Here is a 17,673-nt window from a genome sequence, read left to right on the forward strand (position 1 = left end):
CGACCTTCCGGATTCGGCGAATAATTCTTGTACGTGAATTTATATTCACACTCGGGAATTATGTTGTCAACCCCGGCGGCACCCTGAGTCCGTGCGGATGACGCCGCCGCGCGCAAGTGGGGGCGACACCGAACACGGACCGGTTGCGGTGGCGCACTGCCTTTCGCTAAGCTGGCGGATAACCTTCATCTCGAAAAAATAAGGCGGATTATTCATGAAACGGATGCTGCTCGCGGCTTTCGTGCTGGTGTCGACGCTGGGTGTCGGACACGCGCAAACCCAGACATTCCATTTCGGCGAAGGACAGACCGGGGTACCGAGCGCGGCGCCGCAGGCCGCCGCGCCGACCGCTCGGCCCGCACCCGCGCGCCGGCACGCGACGGCGCCATCGCCCCACCATCGGCGCGCCGTTCACAAGCGCCGCCATCCGCGCCATGTGAAGCCGACCCGCAACGGGATCTATACGCACTCGTAACGCGTCAGCCATCCCGCGGCGCCGTGCACGGAACTGTCACGAACCGCCGGTAGGATCGTTGCGGCTGCCTGTACGCCGTCGCGGCCTGCCGCCGAATAACGCGCCGCCGACGCGCATTTTCTCCACGATTCAGCACCCGTTTCGCCGAACATGAGTACCGGGCCGGACACTCTCGCCGTCATCAAGGAACGCGCCACGATCGTGTGCCGTCAGCGCAGCAGCGTACTGCTGGTCGCCCGCACCGCGTCGCGCTGGTCGCTGCCGGGCGGCACGATCCGGCGCGGCGAGACACCGCTCGATGCTGCACTGCGGGAGCTCGCCGAGGAAACGCGGCTGGAGGGGCTCGCGCTCGATTACGCGGTGCAGTTCGGCGGGCTGACGAAGCTCCACCACGTGTTCGTGGCCGACGTGCCGGCGCACCTGACGCCGCGCGCGAGCAACGAGATCGCCCGCTGCAAGTGGTTCACCGTCGACCGGCTCGACACGCTGCGTGCAAGCGTGCCGACGCGCAAGATCATCGAGTTGCTGCGGCTCGACTGTTTTTCGGCGATCGCGAACGGCCGGCTGCGCTGACGTCGCTAGCACCCACGCCGGTCACGTGCGCAGGAACGGGCCGGCCTTGCGTTCGAGCAGCGTGATGAGTTCGGGCTGCATGTACGTGTACCGGTCGGGAATGTCGAGGCACACGATCTTCTTGTGCCGCAGATGCGCACCGAATTGCGCCGCCAGCCGCGCCTTGTGCGCCCGCTCCATCACGAACACGACGTCGGCCCAGTCGAGCTGCTCGGCGGACACGCGCGTGTCCGCATCGGGCGCGAGGCCCGCCGAGTCGGTTTCGACACCCGTCCATGCGGCGAACACCGCTTCGGCCGTCGGGCTGCGCAGCCGGTTGCGGCTGCAGATGAAGAGTGCCCGCGTCATGTCGCTTCGAGGTGGCCGGGTGCCTGCCTGCTCACCCTTGCGGAATCGTGCCCGGACGAACGTACGCGAGCATGTGCGACACGTAGTCGGCCTTGCCGAGTTCGACGCCATGTTGGCGCAGGATCGCGTAAGCGGCGATCGCGTGGAAGTAGAACTGCGGCAGCGCCCAGTCGCGCGCGTACTGTTCGCCCGTCATGTCGAACGCGATCCCGTTCGGCATTTCGAGCGCGATCGGCAGCGCGGCACCGCCATCGAGCGCATCCGGCGCGAGGTCGCCGAGAAAGGTCAGCGTGCCGGCGATGATCGCCTGCGCGTCGGCCAGCGAGCCAGGCTGCGCATCCGCATTCCATCCCGCTTCGCGCAAGGCCAGCAGCGCAGCCGGCAACGGTTCGCCGCGCAGCCGGTGGACGGGCTCCATCGCCTGGAAGCACGAGAAGCGCACCTGTGCCGCGAGCGGATACATGTCGGGCGCCAGCTTCAGCGACATCGCCGCATCGGGCGCGTCGCCCGCGGCCTGCCGATGTGCGACAGCCTTGTCGAGCCACGCGGACTGCGCGCGCAGCATCTGGGTGAAGGTCGGAACGAGAAGTTGAGTCGGTGACACGCGTGCGCTCCTGTGTTGTGGTTTGCGCCACGATAGCAGCGTCGGCACGAACCTGCACCCCCGGCATGGGCGATGAGCGCGATTTAATGCGGATTCGGTGATGTGGCGCATGGCGCGTGCGCGTGTCGCCGCTCGCAGGACGATCACGGCACGCGGTCTCCTCGACCCGACCTCAAGGCTTGCCGTGCCGAGCCAGGAACCGGTCGAGTTGCGATGCGAATGTCTTGCCGTCGCGCGCGCTGAACGGCGCCGGCCCGCCCGTGTCGATGCCCGCGCTGCGCAGCTGATCCATCATCGCGCGCGTCGACAGGCGCTCCTCGATGTTCTCGCGGCTGAACCAGTTGCCGCGCGGGTCGAGCGCATGCGCGCCCTTGTCGAGCACGGCGGCGGCCAGCGGGATGTCGGCAGTGATCACGAGATCGCCGGCTTCCGCGAGCTCGACGATCCGCGCATCGGCCACGTCGAAGCCGGCCGGCACCTGCACCGCCTTGATGAACGGCGACGGCGGTGTACGCAGAAACTGGTTCGCGACCAGCGTCACGCAGATTTCGGCACGACGCGCGGCGCGAAACAGCATGTCCTTGATGACGGCCGGACACGCGTCGGCATCGACCAATACTTGCATGGCGGGTTGTTCCAATGGGTTGAAGCAGAAGCGGCGATCATAGCGCACCGCCGGCCGGCCATCAGCCGGCGCGGCCCGCGCACAGCGCGTCGGCCGTTACCCACTGCGCGCCCCACGCCGCGGCCAGCCGCGTGCCCTGCCCGATCCGCACGGCCGCATCGTCGAAGTCGACGAACACGACGTGATCGGCCGCCGCGGGCTTCGCGGGCATCTCGCGCGTGCGTCCGTCGGACAGCACCCACAGCCAGCGCTGCTTGCCGGGCTCGCGCCGCGCCGCGCGCGCGAGCAACTGCGCGGCGGCCGCAATGCCGTCCGCGAGCGGCGTGCCGCCGCCGCCGTCGACCGGTTCGAGCCAGCGCGCATTCCACCAGCGCGGCACGGCCGGGCCGAAGCGGCGCGCGGCGCCGTTGCCGCCGAAACAGATCAGCGCGGTTTCGACACGGTCGCGCGCGGCTTGGTCGAAATACGCGACGATCAGCCCCTTCGCCAATGCGAGCCGCTCGTGCGACAGCATCGACGCCGAACAGTCGAGCACGAAGCAATGCAGCGCGTCCGGCGTGCCGGCGCGTTTGCGGAAGCGCAGATGGCCGCGATGCAGCGGGCCGCCGCGTTTCGCGGCGAGCGTCGCGGGCCACGCCACGGCCGTGCCAGCGCGCGCCGTGCCCGGCACGCGCGCGGCTGCGCCTGATTGCCATCGAGGACCGCGAACGGTGTTCGCAGCGGCGCCGGCTCGATGGCTCAGCGTTTTTTTAGCGGCAGCGGCACCACGCCTTTCACGTCGCGCAGCCCGGCCGGTTCGGCCGGCAGGTAGCCCCAATCGCCCTGTGATGCCGTGGCATCGTTCTTCGCCGCACCCGGTGGATCGTCGGGGCGCTTGCGCGTATCGGGCGGAGAACGACCGTCGCGTTCGTCGTTTTGTTGAGGCGCGCCGGACGATGGCGGCGCCCCCGCATGGCGCCGGTGCCGCAGCACCGCGTCGGCCACACGCTCGACATGCGATACCGTCACCACATCGGCCTGCTCCAGTGCGGCAAGCGCACGCGCCGCGCGCAGCATCACGAGATCGGCGCGCAGCCCGTCGACGGCCGCGTCGATGCACAGCGCGCTGACGCGTGCATGGACTGCATCATTGAAATCGAGCGCCGCCAGCCGTGCACGCGCCGCGTGAATCCGGTCGCCGAGTTCGCGCTGCGCCGATGTATGACGTGCGCGGAACGCGTCCGGATCGAGATCGAATGCAAGCCGTGCCTTCACGATCCGCTCGCGCTGCGTGGCGTCGAAGCAGTTTTCCAGTTCGACCATCAAGCCGAAGCGGTCGAGCAGCTGCGGACGCAGCTCCCCCTCCTCCGGATTCATCGTACCGATCAGCACGAAGCGTGCATCATGCGCGTGCGACACGCCATCGCGTTCGACGATGTTCACGCCGCTCGCGGCGACATCGAGCAGCGTATCGACGAGCCCGTCGGCGAGCAGGTTCACTTCGTCGACGTACAGCACGCCGAGATGCGCCCGCGCGAGCAGGCCCGGCCGGAAGCGCACGCCGTTTTCAGCGAGTGCATGCGCGAGATCGAGCGTACCCGTCACCTGCTCGTCGCTCGCCGACAGCGGCAGCGTGACGAACTGCCCTTCCGGCAACAGCTCCGCGAGGCCGCGCGCCGCGGTCGATTTCGCGGTGCCGCGCGGCCCGCTCACGAGCACGCCGCCCAGCGACGGGTCGATCGCGGCGAGCAGCAGCGCCTGCTGCAACGCATCCTGCGCGACGAGCGCCGCGAACGGAAAAACCGCGCGGGCGCGGTGCGTCGTCGGATCGGTCATCGCCGTCCCCCTTCCTGGAGTTGTTCGCTCGCGAGCCAGACCGCTTCGATCCGTTCGCGATAGTCGCCCGGCTGCTGCCACAGGCCGCGCTGCATCGCCTCGACGAAGCGTTCGCAGATGCCGTGCAGCGCCTTCGGGTTGTGCCGCTCGAGGAACGCGCGGGTGGCGTCGTCGAACAGGTATGCGTCGGCCACGAGCGCGTATTGATGGTCGGACAGCACGCGCGCGGTCGCGTCATAACCGTACAGGTAGTCGACGGTCGCCGCCATCTCGGCCGCGCCCTTGTAGCCGTGGCGCTTCACGCCGTCGAGCCATTTCGGATTGACGACGCGCGAGCGGATCACGCGCGCGATTTCCTCGCGCAGCGTGCGCATCTTCGGCGCGACCGGGTTCGCATGGTCGCCGTGGTAGATGCTCGGCTGCTGCCCGGACAGGTGCCGCACCGCCGCCGTCATCCCGCCCTGGAACTGGTAGTAGTCGTTCGAATCGAGGATGTCGTGCTCGCGGCTGTCCTGGTTCTGCACGACGACGTCGATCGTCGCGAGCCGCTCGCCGAACACGTCGGCCGCCGCGTCGCCCGCACTGTTCTGCGCATACGCATGGCCGCCCCACTGGCGGTACGCATCGGCGAGATCGGCGTCGGTCTGCCAGCGGCGCTGGTCGATCAGGTCCTGCAGGCCCGCGCCGTAGCTGCCGGGCCGTGCGCCGAACACGCGCCAGCCGGCGCGGCGCCGCGCTTCGTCCGGTGCCATGCCCTGCGCGACCCATTTCTCGCGTTCGCGCTCGATCCGTGCGCGGATCGGGTTCAGTTCCTCGGGCTCGTCGAGTGCGGCCACCGCCTGCACGGCCGCGTCGAACAGGTGCATCAGGTTCGGGAACGCGTCGCGGAAGAAGCCCGACACGCGCAGCGTCACGTCGATGCGCGGCCGGTCGAAGATCTCGATCGGCAGGATCTCGAAGTCGGTCACGCGATGGCTGCCGTGCGCCCATTTCGGCCGCACGCCGAGCAGCGCGAACGCCTGCGCGATGTCGTCGCCGCCCGTGCGCATCGTCGCCGTGCCCCAGACCGACAGGCCGATCGCGCGCGGATAGTCGCCGTGATCCTGCAGATGGCGCTCGATCAGCTGCTGCGCGGATTTCAGGCCGAGCGACCACGCGGCCTGCGTCGGCACCGCGCGCGTGTCGACCGAGTAGAAATTGCGGCCGGTCGGCAGCACGTCGGGGCGGCCGCGCGACGGCGAGCCGCTCGGCCCCGGCGGCACGAAGCGGCCGTCGAGCCCGCGCAGCAGTTGACGCATCTCCTCGCCGCCGCATGCGTCGAGCGCGGGCAGCAGCGTCGCGCGGACGCGCTCGATCACGGCGAGCGTGTGCGGCCAGTCACCGGGGGGCGTCGCGTCGGTATCTGCGTTGCCGCCATCGGCTGCGCAGAGCCCGTCCAGCCATTGCTGCGCAAGCCGTTCGAGCCGCTCGCGCGTATCGCCCGCATGGCGCCACGGCGATGCGTCGAGCGCCTGCAGGATCGCCGGTCGCGGCCCGGCCCACGGCGCGGCCCAGTCGGCCGCGAGCGGATCGAAGTCGTCGCCGAGTGCGAGATCGCGTGCCAGCGCACCGATCAACCCTGCGCGCGCACCCTTGCCATCGCCGACGGGAAAACGCGCGAGCGCGAGCAGCGTGTCGCGCCGCTGGCGCTCGGCCGGCGATGCGCCGAACACATGCAGCCCGTCGCGAATCTGCGCTTCCTTCAGTTCACACAGCCACGCGTCGACGCGCGTGAGCAACGCATCCTCGTCGCCCGTATCGCGCGGCGGCGACACGCTCAGTTCGTCGTGCAGCCGATGCTCGGCAATCGTGGCAAGGATCGTCTTGCGCAGCAGCTTCGCGCGCCGCGCATCGACCATCAGCGCTTCGTAGTATTCGTCGACCTGCCGCTCGAGATCCTGCAGCGGGCCGTAGTTTTCCGCACGCGTGAGCGGCGGCATCAGGTGATCGATGATCACCGCCTGCGCGCGGCGCTTCGCCTGGCTGCCCTCGCCCGGATCGTTGACGATGAACGGATACAGGTGTGGCAGCGGCCCGAGCGTCAGGTCGGGCCAGCACGCGTCGGACAGCGCGACGCTCTTGCCCGGCAGCCATTCGAGGTTGCCGTGCTTGCCGAGATGGATCACCGCGTCGATGCGATACGCATCGCGCAGCCAGAAATAGAACGCGAGATACGCGTGCGGCGGCACGAGATCCGCGTCGTGGTAGCTCGCGTAGTCGTTCTCGCCGCGCGAGCGCGACGGCTGGATACCGACGAACACGTTGCCCGCGCGCCAGCCGGCGATCGTGAAGCGCCCTTGCCGCAGCGTCGGGTCGGCTTCGGGCGGCCCCCAGCGTTCGTTCAGCGCGTCGCGCACGGCAGCAGGCAGCCGCGCGAAACGCGCGACGTAGTCGGCCAGCGGGAAGCTCTGGAATGCGGGGCGCAGCGCATGCACGGCCGCGTCGTTGGTCACGCCTTCGGTGAGCCGCGCGATCAGCGCGTCGCCGTCGGGCGGCAGGTCGGCCACCGTGTAGCCCGCGTCGCGCAGCGCCGCGAGCACGCGCAGTGCGGACGCCGGCGTGTCGAGCCCGACGCCGTTGCCGATCCGCCCTTCGCTTTGCGGATAGTTCGCGAGAATCAGTGCGACGCGCTTGTCGGCGTTGTCGAGCGTGCGCAGCCGGCACCAGCCGCGCGCGAGCGCCGCGACGAATGCGATCCGCTCGGCGTCCGGCTGGTAGCGCACGACGTCGACCTCGGTGTGCGGGCAGCGATACGCGAGCCCCTTGAAGCTCACCGCGCGCGTGACGATGCGCCCGTCGACTTCCGGTAGCGCGATGTGCATCGCGATATCGCGCGCATGCAGGCCCTGGTTGTCGGCCACCCACGCGTCGCGATTGCCGCCGGACAGGATCACCTGCAGCACCGGCGCGTCGCCGGCGAGCACATCGTGCTCGGGGCTGTCGATCGCGCCGGCCGCGAATGCGGTCGTGTTCAGCACGAGCGCGACGTCGTGCGTGTCGCAGAGCTGCGTGATGACCTCGCGGCTCACCGCGTCCTTCAGCGACGTGACCGCGATCGGCAGCGGATTCAGCCCTGCCTCGGCGAGCGCATCGGCCAGCGCGTCGAACACGGCCGTGTTCGCGGCCTGCCAGTGCGCGCGATAGAACAGGATCGCGACGACGGGCGCGCCGGGCGTCCAGCGCGGCCGCCAGTCGTCGACGCTCGCGCGGTCGCGCGCCGGGTGATACAGCGCGGCGGCCGGCAGCGGGCGCGGCAGTTCGGGTTCGTCGCCGAACCCGAGCGTGTGGAATGCAATGCTGCGCAGCAGCGCCTCGGCGTTGTGCACGCCGCCTTCACGCAGATAGCGCCACCACAGCCGGCACAGGTCGGGCGCGACGGTGCTCTTCGCGACGAGGTTCGGGTCTTCCTGCAAGTCGCCCGAGAACATCGCGAGCTGCTGCCCGCGCTTCGACGCAAGCGACACGGCCTGCTCGATCCCGTACGGCCAGTACGCCTCGCCGCCGAGATGATCGATCACGACCGACTTCGCATGCTGCAGCACGTCGTCGACGTAGAAATCGACCGACGCCGGCTGCCGCAGGAACGTGACGTTCGCGAGCCGCACGCTCGGGAAGCCTGCCGGCAGGTGCGGCACGACGCTTGCCAGTAGCGACAGTGTCGTGTCGGCCGAGCTCAGGATCACGATGTCGGCCGGCTGCTGGTCGATCCGGACGACACCCTGCGTATCGTCGACGAAGCCGCCCGGCGTGGTGCGCAGCAGATGCATCGTGCGTTACGCCTGTTGCGGCTCGGCCGCACACGCGGCGTCGAACGCGCGTTGCAGCACGGCCGCGTCGAGATCCTCGCCGATCAGCACGAAGCGGCTCGCGCGCGTTTCATCGTCCTGCCAGCGACGGTCGAAATAGCTGTCGAAGCGGCGGCCGACGCCCTGGATCACGAGCCGCATCGGCGCGCCGGGCAGCGCGGCGAAACCCTTCGCGCGATAGATCGTGTGCGCTTCGACGACGCGCTGCAGCGCGGCGATCGTCGCTTCGCGCGTGCCGGCGTCGCCCGACACGACCACCGAGTCAAAATCGTCGTGATGGTGATCGTGGTCGCCGTCGTCGGCCGAGCCGTGATGGTCGTGACGCAGGTGGATCGTTTCTTCCGATGCCGATTCGAGGCCGAGCAGCATCGCGAGATCGAGTTCGCCGCGCGTCGCGCGCACGATCTTCACCTGAGGCGGAATCTCGTCGCGAATCGCGGTTTCGATCTGTGCGAACTCCGTGTCGCCGACGAGATCGGCCTTGTTCACGATCACGAGATCGGCGGACGACAGTTGATCGGCGAACAGCTCGTGCAGCGGCGACTCATGATCGAGGTTCGGATCGGCGCGGCGCTGCGCATCGACGGCCTGCGGGTTTTCCGCGAACTGGCCGCTCGCGGCAGCCGGCCCGTCGACGACGGTCACGACCGCGTCGACCGTGAAGCTGTTGCGGATCGTCGGCCAGTTGAACGCCTGCACGAGCGGCTTCGGCAGCGCGAGGCCCGAGGTTTCGATCAGCACGTGGTCGATGTCCGCGCGCCGCTCGACGAGCGCTTCCATCACCGGATAGAACTCTTCCTGCACGGTGCAGCACAGGCAGCCGTTCGCGAGTTCGTAGAGCTGGCCCGATGCTTCGCCCTGCGCGCCTTCCGCATCCTCGCAACCGATGCCGCAGCCCTTGAGGATTTCGCCGTCGATGCCGAGCTCGCCGAATTCGTTGACGATCACCGCGATGCGGCGGCCTTCGGCGTGCTGCAGGATGTGGCGCATCAGCGTCGTCTTGCCGCTGCCGAGAAAGCCCGTGACGATCGTGACGGGAAGCTTGCGCATGGTCATGGTAGGTCCTGTGTCGAAAATGGAATCAGCCCGGGATCGTCGCGGCGATGGCGGCGTGGCAGTTCATCTGGCGGATCGCAGGCAGGCCGCCGCGCGATCCGGACGGACAGTCGCGGGACGGGCGGAACGACGAAGCGGACATGGTGCTTCCTTGCGAACGGTCGACATCGTGAATGCCAACACGGCTGCCGCCGGCCCGGCGCGCGCCGCCTGCCGTTCGCCATGCCGGCCGGCGCGGGTTCGCGCAGGGACGGATCGGCGGACGAAGCGGGCAACACGCGGGCGTCGGGCCTGCTGCGGCCGTGGACGATGCGCCGCCTCCCCGCGGCGCTGAACCCCAACGTTTCGGCCGGTATCCGGGCTGGCGAACACGCCGCTTCGCCTTCCCGGATGCGCGCGGCATCCAGTGGCGGTCGTCCGCATGCACGCGGCATGCGGCGAAGCGGCGTTGCGTGGCGCTTGCGCGCGACGCGTTCGCTTACCGTTGCGGGGGCAGCACAGGTTGGCTCGACTGCGGCGCAGGCAGGCTCCCTGTTTCCCGTTTAACTGCGCGCGCCGGAGCGGCGCGCGCGAGCACCAAAACGCGTGCGAGTGTAGGCGGCGCGGGCGGGAGCGTCAAGGCAGCGTCGGGGCCGGATGACGCGGCGTCGAGGGTCTGACCTGCCGACGATTGACGTGGCTGCGGGGATTTGGATACCGTCTGTCCGGATGACGCCGTGTCGCCCGATTCAGGCGGCGCCTGACCGAACCGGCTGCGGCAGCCGCCTGCATCGTCACACTTCCATCGATGGGGATTCGACATGACCGTCTCACGCATCGCCCGCTACGGTATCGCGGCTCTGCTGATGCTTCGGCTTTCGGTGGCGTTCGCGGTGGACTACCGGATCGAACGATGCGACAACCTGATCACGGTCGACGCATCCGGCAAGCGCGTCGTGAAGGTCGATCTGTCGATCAAGCTGCTGACGGATGCGGCGATCGCCCGCTTCGGCCAGTACGTGCTGTCGTACAACGCGCAGTTCGGGAAAGTTGACGTCGATTCGGCGCAGACGGTGCATGCCGACGGCTCGACGGTGTCGGTCGATGCCGCGCAGGGCATCTTCGATCGTCCGGCACCCGTCGCGATCGCCGCGCCGCAATTCAGCGCCGAGCATTTGCGCATCGTCACGTTTCCCGCGCTCGCGAAAGGCGATTCGATCCGGCTGTCATACACGCTGACCGACACCGACACGCTGTTTCCCGGCAAATTCAGCGTGCAGCTCTCGTTTCCGCCGATCGAGGACTATCGTTCGGCGAACGTCACGCTCGACACGCCGGACGACATGCCGGTCGCGATCGACGCGCGCGGGATGCGTCCGCTGGCCGATGCGTCGCATGACGGACGCCGGATCCGTTCCTACCATTACGAAACACCGCCGTCCGGCCCGCTCGATGAGCAAGCGAACACGGTGGCGTGGACGGATATCGGCCCTGTCTTCATCGCGAGCAACTTCTCCGGCTATCCGGAAATCGCCCACGCCTACCAGGTGCGCGCGTTCGACAGGCAGCAGCAGGACGACGGGATCCGCCAGCTCGCCGATCGGTTGACCAGCGGGATCGCCGACCGGCGCGAACAAGCGATGCGGCTGTACGCGTGGGTCGCACGCAACATCCGTTATGTCGGCGTGTATTTCGGTGCCGGGCCGGTCGTTCCGCACCGCGCCGGCGAGGTGCTCGCCAACCGCTACGGCGACTGCAAGGATCAGGTGACGCTGCTGTCCGCCCTGCTCGATGCAAAGGGGATCGAGAGCCACACCGTGCTGGTCAATCTCGGCAACCGCTATCGGCTGCCGGCCGTACCCGATGTCCTGACGTTCAATCACGCAATCGCGTGACTGCCGGAATTCGACGTGTTTGCCGACACCACGGTCGGCGTGCTGCCGTTCGGCGCACTGCAGTTCGAGGCAAGCGGCAAGCCCGCGCTCGACACCTCGACCGGCAAGCTGATCGTCACGCCGCCGCAAAACGGCCGCAACAGCCGTTCGTCGCTGGCCTATGCGGTCAATCTCGATCGTGACGGCAATGCAACGATGACGGGCGACATCACGCTGGCCGGCCAGGAAGTCCAGCGGGCGCGCCAGATGTTCATCCACGTCCAGCCGAAGCGGCTCGCCGACGAGATGCTGCGCCGCTACGGCCTCGCGGGCGAATTGCAGATGAGCCCGCGTCATCTCGACGACCTCGACCAGCCGTTCTCGATCGCGCTGCGCGGCAATCTGAACCAGTTGGCGTTGATGCCCGGCCCCGCGGCATTTGCGATTCCGTCGCTGCCCAACTTCGGCCAGATCCGGAGCTTCGCCGATTTCGTGCTCCAGGAGAAAAGCAAGGTATTTGAAGGCGTGTGCGCTGGAACGCGGCTCGAGGAGCGCTACCGGATCACGTTGCCGGCCGACACCCACCTGCTCGCCATCCCGCCGGACGTCTCCGTACGAGCCGGGGAAATCGCCTATCAGTCCACTTATCACCGTGATGGCCGGACCGTTGACGTGACACGCGTGCTCGATCGCAACCTCGGCAGCAACGTGTGCAGCGGCGCGAAGCTCGCCGAGTGGGCGGACGCCGCGCGCAGCATCGCGAAGGATCTGAAGCGGCAGATCCTGTATCGCTAGACGCGCGGCACGGGTATCCCGCATCACGCTGACCCGGCCGCGGGGAGCGCCGGATGGGCATCCTTGCGCCGCAATGCCTGTGCTATCGTATGCGCCGCGTTCGGTGCTCGCACGCGCATTGCGCGCCTGCAGTTAAACGGGAAACAGGAGGCGGACCACCGCCCGGCCTGTGCTGTCCCCGCAACGGTACGCCGCCCGCGCGACGCGCTTCCCCGCGCACGCGCCCATGCCGCCCACGATGCCACTGCCCTTCAGCCGGGCGGGAAGGCTGCGGCCTGGCAAGCGGCCAGCCCGGATACCGGCCGACGCAAGGGGCGAGCCCGAGGCTCGCCGAACGCCCGATCCGCGGGGGACGGAGGGGGTGCGCATTCCGCCCGCTTCCGCGCGGGCTTCGTTCGATCCGTCATGCATTTCCTGTCTGCCGGCCGCCGCCGTGCCGCCCGCCTGCCCTGTTCCACTGTTTCGACACGGTGCGCGCCGTGCCGCGCCCGATGAGCCGCGCCTGGCTCATCGGCGCCGGCCCCGGCGACGCCGACCTGCTGACGCTCAAGGCCGTCCGCGCGATCGGCGCGGCGGACGTGCTGCTCGTCGACGATCTCGTGAATCCCGACGTGTTGCGCCATGCGCGTGCCGATGCGCAGATCGAGCACGTCGGCAAGCGCGGCGGTCATGCTTCGACGCCGCAGGAGACGATCGTCGCCGCGATGCTCGCGCATCTGCGCGCGGGCCGCAGCGTCGCGCGGCTCAAGGGCGGCGATCCGTTCGTGTTCGGCCGCGGCGGCGAGGAACTGGCCGCGCTCGGCGCGGCGGGATTCCCGGTCGAGGTCGTGAACGGCGTCACCGCGGGCATCGCCGCGCCGGCTGCAATCGGCATTCCGGTCACGCAACGCGGCGACGCGCAAGGCGTGATCTTCGTCACGGGCCACGGCGCGGGCGCCGACGAACCCGACTGGCGCGCGCTCGCGGCCACGCGCATGACGATCGTCATCTATATGGGCATTCGCCGCCTCGACACGATCGCAGCCGCGCTGCGTGAAGGCGGCCTGCCCGGCGATACACCGTGCGCGGCGATCGAGAACGCGACGCGCCCCGAACAGCGGCACGTGCTTGCGACGCTCGATACGCTCGTCGAACGCATCGGCGCGACGGGCATCGGCTCGCCGGCCATCGTCGTGATCGGCCGCGTCGCCGCGTTCGCCGACGATCCCGCGGTACGTGCCGCGCTCGGCAGCCGCGCATGATGCGCGTCGCGCTCGGCGTCGGTTTCCGCGCGGGCGCGACGGCCGCGCAACTCGATGCCGCGATCCGCGCAGCGCTGACGCTGTACCCGGGCGCCGAACCGGCGCTCGTCGCAACGCTCGCCGACAAGGCGCGTGCCCATGCGCTGCGCACGCTGTGCGCGCGCCGCGGCTGGCCGCTCGTCGCGTTCGACGCGGCACAACTCGCGAGCCGCCCGGAACTGGCCGCAAGCGGCCCGTCGGATGCCGCGCTCGCCCGCTTCGGCGTCGCGGGCGTGGCCGAGCCGTGCGCGCAGCTCGCGGCGCCGCACGGCCGGCTGCTGGGCCCCAAATCCATCCGGGACGGCGTGACGGTCGCACTCGCCGGCCCGCTCTGAATCCTTTGTTTCGCTTTCTTTCGACAGGACCAATCCGATGAAAACCGACGCCGAATCCCATCAACGGATGACCGAACGCCGCCGTGCGGGCCACGAGAAGAAGCAGGCCGCCGCCACCAATGAAAAGGGCCTGCTGATCGTCAACACCGGCAACGGCAAGGGCAAGAGCACGGCCGCGTTCGGCATGGCCGTGCGCGTGCTCGGCCACGGCATGCGGCTCGGCGTCGTGCAGTTCATCAAAGGCGCGCTGCACACGTCCGAGCGCGACTTCCTCGGCGCGGTGGCCGAATGCGATTTCGTGACGATGGGCGACGGCTATACGTGGAACACGCAGAACCGCGACGCCGACATCGCGACCGCGCGCAAGGGCTGGGACGAGGCGCGCCGGATGATCGAAAGCGGCGACTACCGGATGGTGATCCTCGACGAATTGAACACGGTGCTGAAGTACGAATACCTGCCGCTCGACGAAGTGCTCGCGACGCTGGCCGCGCGTCCCGATTCGGTGCACGTCGTCGTGACCGGGCGGCATGCGCCCGATGCGCTGATCGACGCGGCCGACCTCGTCACCGAAATGCGGCTCGTCAAGCATCCGTACAAGGAACAAGGCGTGAAGGCGCAGCGCGGCGTGGAGTTCTGAGCATGCCGGCCTGCCCCGCGCTGTTCGTCAGTGCACCCGCGTCGGGCCAGGGCAAGACGTCGGTGACGGCCGGCCTCGCGCGGCTGCACCGCCGGCTCGGCCGGCGCGTGCGCGTGTTCAAGACCGGGCCCGACTTTCTCGATCCGATGCTGCTCGAACGCGCGAGCGGCGCGCCCGTGCATGCGCTCGACCTCGGGATGGTCGGCGAGGCCGGCTGCCGCGCGCTGCTGGCCGATGCTGCGCGCGAGGCCGACCTGATCCTGATCGAAGGCGTGATGGGGCTGTTCGACGGTACGCCGAGCAGCGCCGACCTCGCGGCTGTGTTCGGCGTGCCGGTCGTTGCGGTGATTTCCGCGAAGTCGATGGCGCAGACGTTCGCGGCGATCGCGTTCGGGCTCGCGCGGTTCCGTCCGGGGCTGCCGTTTCATGGTGTGCTGGCGAATCGCGTCGGCTCGGAGCGGCACGCGGAACTGCTGCAACAGGCGCTGCCCGACGACCTGCGCTGGCTCGGGCACGTGCCGGCCGATGCGGGCATCGCGCTGCCGGAGCGGCATCTCGGCCTGCACCAGCCGAACGACATCGACGATCTCGATGCGCGGCTCGAGCGAGCGGCCGACGTGCTCGCGCAAACGGCGCTTGCCGAGTTGCCGCCGGCTGTTGCGTTCGCGGAACCGGATGCAGCAGCACCGCTGCCGCGTGCGCTCGCCGGCAAGCGGATCGCGGTGGCGCGCGATGTGGCTTTTTCGTTCATCTATCCGGCGAATCTCGCGTTGCTCGACGCGCTCGGTGCGCAGTTGCGATTCTTCTCGCCACTCGCCGACGAACCGGTGCCGGACGATTGCGACGCGCTGTTTCTGCCGGGCGGCTATCCGGAACTGCATGCGGCGACACTCGCAGCGAACGCCGCGACCGCGCGGTCGATTCGCGCACACGCGGCAGCGGGCAGGCCGATCGTCGCGGAATGCGGGGGGATGGTTTATCTGTGCGAATCGCTGACCGACGTCGACGGTTTGACGACGCCGATGCTGGGCGTGCTGCCAGGTCATGCGACGATGCAGCGCCGGTTCGCGGCGCTAGGGATGCAGCAGGTCGATACGCGCACCGGTCCAATGCGCGGCCATACGTTCCACTACTCGCGGCTCGCGACGCCGCTCGAACCGGTCGCGACCGCAAGGCGCCCCGACGGCGCGTCGGGCAGCGGCGAAGCCGTCTATCGCAGCGGCGCGATCGTCGCGACGTACATGCACATGTACTGGCCGTCGAATCCGGATGCAGTCGTGGCGTTGTTCAGCGGCGAAGCGTTCTAGATTGCTCGATGCTGCGCCGCCTGCGTTGCGTCGTTCATCAGGTCAGGGTTTTTCGCGGCCCGGCGCTTCCGAACGCGAAGTCCGGATCACGGTGCCGTCGGGCGAGAAATGCGCGTTGAACATCGCGTCGCCGGATACGCCGCCCTCGGCCCAGTGCCAGCTCCATACCTCTTCATGGCTCAACGCGTATTGCGCGACCTCGGTCGGCTTGCCGAGCAGTTGTCGCACGTCGTCCTTCGACATTCCGGGCACGACCTTCGTGATGTTCGCCGCTGTCAGCGCCTGCGTGATCGACACGAGCCGGCCGTCGGGCCCGAAATCGAGCATGTAGGTGCTCGTGCCATAAGGACCGCGTGGATACTCGAACCGCTGCGAGCCGTCGTCGCCCTGCCTGACCATCTCGGGCTTGCCTGCCTGACGGAGCACGTCCTCGATCGTCGAGACGCCCGGCTGCAGGTTGCCGAACGCCATCGGATCGGGCTTGATCGCATTGACCGCGTCAGCCACCTTCTGGTCGTCGCACCCGGCCACCAGAACGCCGACCGCACAGGCCGTCAGCACGGTCAGAAGCTGTTTTCGCATTTCGTCCACACCTGTATTCATCGAGCCGATTCGGCGTCGCGCGCAGCGTAGCACGCGACCTGTCCCGCCGATGTCAAGGAGCGTCAAATTCACGCGCATCCCGTCGCGGCCGATGTCGCGGACGCGCATGCCGCGGACGCGCATGCCGCGCACCGGGTGGCGGCTTCCACGCCGCCGCGCCGCCGTGTCAGATCAGAAACGTCTCCGCCAGCTTCACCCAGTACGACGCGCCGGTCGGCAGCGCCGCGTCGTTGAAGTCGTAGCCCGGGTTGTGCACCATGCAGCCGCCCTCCCCGTCGCCGTTACCGATGATCAGGTAGCAGCCCGGCCGCTTCTCGAGCAGGAACGCGAAATCCTCGCTGCCGGTGAGCGGCACCATCTCGTCGATCAGGTTCGCGTCGCCCACCCACTCGCGGGCGACGTTGCGCGCGAATGCGGTCATTTCCACATCGTTGACGAGCACCGGGTAGCGGCGCTGGTAGTCGATCGTCGCGGTCGCGCCGAACACGGCCGCCTGCGCGTGCACGACTTCCTTGATGCGCGTCTCGAGCAGGTCGCGCACCTCGGGTTTCAGCGCGCGCACCGACAGGCGCATCTGCGCGCGATCGGGAATCACGTTCGGCGCCTCGCCCGCGTGGATCGCGCCAACCGTGACGATCGCCATGTCGAGCGGCGACACGTTGCGCGACACGATCGTCTGCAGCGCAATGACGATCTGTGCACAGACGACCACCGAGTCGACCGCCTTGTGCGGCACCGCGCCGTGGCCGCCACGGCCCTGCACGTCGACGATCACCGTATCCGACGACGCCATGAACGGCCCCGGCAGGAAACCGAACTTGCCCGTCGGGAAGCCGGGCATGTTGTGCATCGCGAAGATCGCGTCGCACGGGAACTGCTCGAACAGCCCTTCGTCGAGCATCTTCTTCGCGCCACCGAGCCCTTCCTCCGCCGGCTGGAAAATCAGGTTCAGCGTGCCCGAGAAGCAGCGCTCGCGCGCGAGATGCTTCGCGGCCGCGAGCAGCATCGCCGTGTGGCCGTCGTGGCCGCACGCATGCATCTTGCCGGCGATCTTGCTCTCGTACGGCAGGCCCGTCGATTCGTGGATCGGCAGCGCGTCCATGTCGGCGCGCAGGCCGAGGCGCTGCGTGCCGTTGCCGACCTTCAGCTGCCCGACGACACCCGTGCCGCCAAGCCCGCGATGCACCGTGTAGCCCCACGACTGCAGCTGTGCCGCGACGAGGTCGCTCGTCGCGAATTCCTCGAAGCCGAGCTCGGGGTGGGCATGGATGCGGTGCCGGATCTCGATCATTTCGTCGGCGAGGCCTGCGGGAATCACGCTGTGCGTCACGGTGTCGTCTCCTGTCCTTTGGGGAATATGCAGGCAAGGATAGTCAGTTCGATGGCAACCTGGAAGACCGAGAGTCGTCGTGGTAGCAACCGATGGTTGCCATGGGGAAATGCGATGCACGACCCGCGCAAGCCGGCCATCCGGACGACTGCCGCACTGGATCCGAACGCGCGAAACTGGGCGCTATCC

17 protein-coding genes and 2 riboswitches are annotated in these 17,673 nt (G+C 68.8%); of the genes, 8 read left to right on the forward strand and 9 right to left on the reverse strand.

Going from position 1 to position 17,673, the window contains the following annotated elements:
• Positions 1–214: 214 nt before the first annotated feature.
• Both LGN19_RS12490 and LGN19_RS12495 read left to right on the forward strand, forming a co-directional pair.
• Positions 215–475: a hypothetical protein gene (locus tag LGN19_RS12490; RefSeq protein WP_174961555.1), complete on the forward strand. Its 261-nt coding sequence runs from the start codon at positions 215–217 to the stop codon at positions 473–475.
• A gap of 150 nt (positions 476–625) precedes the next feature.
• A complete protein-coding gene (locus LGN19_RS12495) occupies positions 626–1,048 on the forward strand; it encodes an NUDIX hydrolase (protein WP_043182812.1) in 423 nt (140 codons plus the stop codon).
• A gap of 21 nt (positions 1,049–1,069) precedes the next feature.
• Here LGN19_RS12495 and LGN19_RS12500 read toward each other — a convergent pair whose 3' ends face one another.
• The 7 genes from LGN19_RS12500 to cobW form a co-directional block, all read right to left on the reverse strand.
• Positions 1,070–1,396, reverse strand: a complete 327-nt coding sequence (locus LGN19_RS12500) for a low molecular weight protein tyrosine phosphatase family protein (protein WP_226214944.1) — start codon at positions 1,394–1,396, stop codon at positions 1,070–1,072.
• A 31-nt stretch (positions 1,397–1,427) separates the two neighbouring features.
• Entirely contained in the window at positions 1,428–2,000 is a 573-nt protein-coding gene (locus LGN19_RS12505; RefSeq protein WP_226214946.1) for a DUF1993 family protein, read from the reverse strand.
• Positions 2,001–2,172: 172 nt separating this feature from the next.
• On the reverse strand, positions 2,173–2,625 hold the full coding sequence (locus LGN19_RS12510; RefSeq protein WP_047900659.1) for a YaiI/YqxD family protein: 453 nt from the start codon (positions 2,623–2,625) through the stop codon (positions 2,173–2,175).
• Positions 2,626–2,686: 61 nt separating this feature from the next.
• The gene (locus tag LGN19_RS12515; protein ID WP_226214947.1) at positions 2,687–3,295 is read right to left on the reverse strand and encodes a vWA domain-containing protein; all 609 of its coding nucleotides are present in this window, start codon (positions 3,293–3,295) and stop codon (positions 2,687–2,689) included.
• Between the two features lie 68 nt (positions 3,296–3,363).
• Positions 3,364–4,440 (reverse strand): ATP-binding protein, encoded by a 1,077-nt coding sequence (locus LGN19_RS12520; protein ID WP_226214949.1) that lies wholly within the window; start codon positions 4,438–4,440, stop codon positions 3,364–3,366.
• The gene (cobN, locus tag LGN19_RS12525; RefSeq protein WP_226214951.1) at positions 4,437–8,246 is read right to left on the reverse strand and encodes a cobaltochelatase subunit CobN; all 3,810 of its coding nucleotides are present in this window, start codon (positions 8,244–8,246) and stop codon (positions 4,437–4,439) included. The genes LGN19_RS12520 and cobN overlap by 4 nt, the downstream gene beginning before the upstream one ends.
• 6 nt (positions 8,247–8,252) lie before the next feature.
• The gene (gene cobW, locus LGN19_RS12530; protein ID WP_226214953.1) at positions 8,253–9,341 is read right to left on the reverse strand and encodes a cobalamin biosynthesis protein CobW; all 1,089 of its coding nucleotides are present in this window, start codon (positions 9,339–9,341) and stop codon (positions 8,253–8,255) included.
• Positions 9,342–9,670: 329 nt separating this feature from the next.
• Positions 9,671–9,937: riboswitch (cobalamin riboswitch) on the reverse strand.
• A gap of 204 nt (positions 9,938–10,141) precedes the next feature.
• On the opposite strand from cobW, the gene LGN19_RS12535 reads away from it, so the two are divergent.
• The 6 genes from LGN19_RS12535 to LGN19_RS12560 all read left to right on the forward strand — a co-directional run bounded on the left by LGN19_RS12535 (position 10,142) and on the right by LGN19_RS12560 (position 15,551).
• Positions 10,142–11,215 carry a DUF3857 domain-containing transglutaminase family protein gene (locus LGN19_RS12535; RefSeq protein WP_226214955.1) on the forward strand — a complete coding sequence of 358 codons (1,074 nt, stop codon included), beginning with the start codon at positions 10,142–10,144 and terminating at the stop codon, positions 11,213–11,215.
• A gap of 15 nt (positions 11,216–11,230) precedes the next feature.
• Positions 11,231–11,989 (forward strand): hypothetical protein, encoded by a 759-nt coding sequence (locus LGN19_RS12540; RefSeq protein ID WP_226214956.1) that lies wholly within the window; start codon positions 11,231–11,233, stop codon positions 11,987–11,989.
• An 84-nt stretch (positions 11,990–12,073) separates the two neighbouring features.
• Positions 12,074–12,311: riboswitch (cobalamin riboswitch) on the forward strand.
• Between the two features lie 169 nt (positions 12,312–12,480).
• The gene (cobA, locus tag LGN19_RS12545) at positions 12,481–13,230 is read left to right on the forward strand and encodes a uroporphyrinogen-III C-methyltransferase (protein WP_174961539.1); all 750 of its coding nucleotides are present in this window, start codon (positions 12,481–12,483) and stop codon (positions 13,228–13,230) included.
• Positions 13,227–13,604 carry a cobalamin biosynthesis protein gene (locus LGN19_RS12550; RefSeq protein WP_226214958.1) on the forward strand — a complete coding sequence of 126 codons (378 nt, stop codon included), beginning with the start codon at positions 13,227–13,229 and terminating at the stop codon, positions 13,602–13,604. The genes cobA and LGN19_RS12550 overlap by 4 nt, the downstream gene beginning before the upstream one ends.
• A 37-nt stretch (positions 13,605–13,641) precedes the next feature.
• The gene (gene cobO, locus LGN19_RS12555; protein WP_122945335.1) at positions 13,642–14,244 is read left to right on the forward strand and encodes a cob(I)yrinic acid a,c-diamide adenosyltransferase; all 603 of its coding nucleotides are present in this window, start codon (positions 13,642–13,644) and stop codon (positions 14,242–14,244) included.
• A gap of 2 nt (positions 14,245–14,246) precedes the next feature.
• On the forward strand, positions 14,247–15,551 hold the full coding sequence (locus tag LGN19_RS12560) for a cobyrinate a,c-diamide synthase (protein ID WP_226214960.1): 1,305 nt from the start codon (positions 14,247–14,249) through the stop codon (positions 15,549–15,551).
• A gap of 42 nt (positions 15,552–15,593) precedes the next feature.
• Here LGN19_RS12560 and bamE read toward each other — a convergent pair whose 3' ends face one another.
• Entirely contained in the window at positions 15,594–16,133 is a 540-nt protein-coding gene (gene bamE / locus LGN19_RS12565) for an outer membrane protein assembly factor BamE (protein ID WP_122946672.1), read from the reverse strand.
• Positions 16,134–16,320: 187 nt separating this feature from the next.
• Positions 16,321–17,484, reverse strand: coding sequence for a M20 aminoacylase family protein (locus tag LGN19_RS12570; RefSeq protein ID WP_175984877.1), 1,164 nt, complete (start codon positions 17,482–17,484; stop codon positions 16,321–16,323).
• Positions 17,485–17,673 lie beyond the last annotated feature (189 nt).

The organism is Burkholderia sp. AU30198 (assembly GCF_020419825.1).
Lineage (GTDB): Bacteria > Pseudomonadota > Gammaproteobacteria > Burkholderiales > Burkholderiaceae > Burkholderia.

Bases quoted from the DNA above. Each gene is read 5' to 3' on its own strand.
- LGN19_RS12490 (WP_174961555.1), top strand. From the start codon at position 215: ATGAAACGGATGCTGCTCGCGGCTTTCGTGCTGGTGTCGACGCTGGGT.
- LGN19_RS12495 (WP_043182812.1), top strand. From the start codon at position 626: ATGAGTACCGGGCCGGACACTCTCGCCGTCATCAAGGAACGCGCCACG.
- LGN19_RS12500 (WP_226214944.1), bottom strand. From the start codon at position 1,396: ATGACGCGGGCACTCTTCATCTGCAGCCGCAACCGGCTGCGCAGCCCG.
- LGN19_RS12510 (WP_047900659.1), bottom strand. From the start codon at position 2,625: ATGCAAGTATTGGTCGATGCCGACGCGTGTCCGGCCGTCATCAAGGAC.
- LGN19_RS12520 (WP_226214949.1), bottom strand. From the start codon at position 4,440: ATGACCGATCCGACGACGCACCGCGCCCGCGCGGTTTTTCCGTTCGCG.
- cobN (WP_226214951.1), bottom strand. From the start codon at position 8,246: ATGCATCTGCTGCGCACCACGCCGGGCGGCTTCGTCGACGATACGCAG.
- cobW (WP_226214953.1), bottom strand. From the start codon at position 9,341: ATGACCATGCGCAAGCTTCCCGTCACGATCGTCACGGGCTTTCTCGGC.
- LGN19_RS12535 (WP_226214955.1), top strand. From the start codon at position 10,142: ATGACCGTCTCACGCATCGCCCGCTACGGTATCGCGGCTCTGCTGATG.
- cobA (WP_174961539.1), top strand. From the start codon at position 12,481: ATGAGCCGCGCCTGGCTCATCGGCGCCGGCCCCGGCGACGCCGACCTG.
- LGN19_RS12550 (WP_226214958.1), top strand. From the start codon at position 13,227: ATGATGCGCGTCGCGCTCGGCGTCGGTTTCCGCGCGGGCGCGACGGCC.
- cobO (WP_122945335.1), top strand. From the start codon at position 13,642: ATGAAAACCGACGCCGAATCCCATCAACGGATGACCGAACGCCGCCGT.
- LGN19_RS12560 (WP_226214960.1), top strand. From the start codon at position 14,247: ATGCCGGCCTGCCCCGCGCTGTTCGTCAGTGCACCCGCGTCGGGCCAG.
- bamE (WP_122946672.1), bottom strand. From the start codon at position 16,133: ATGCGAAAACAGCTTCTGACCGTGCTGACGGCCTGTGCGGTCGGCGTT.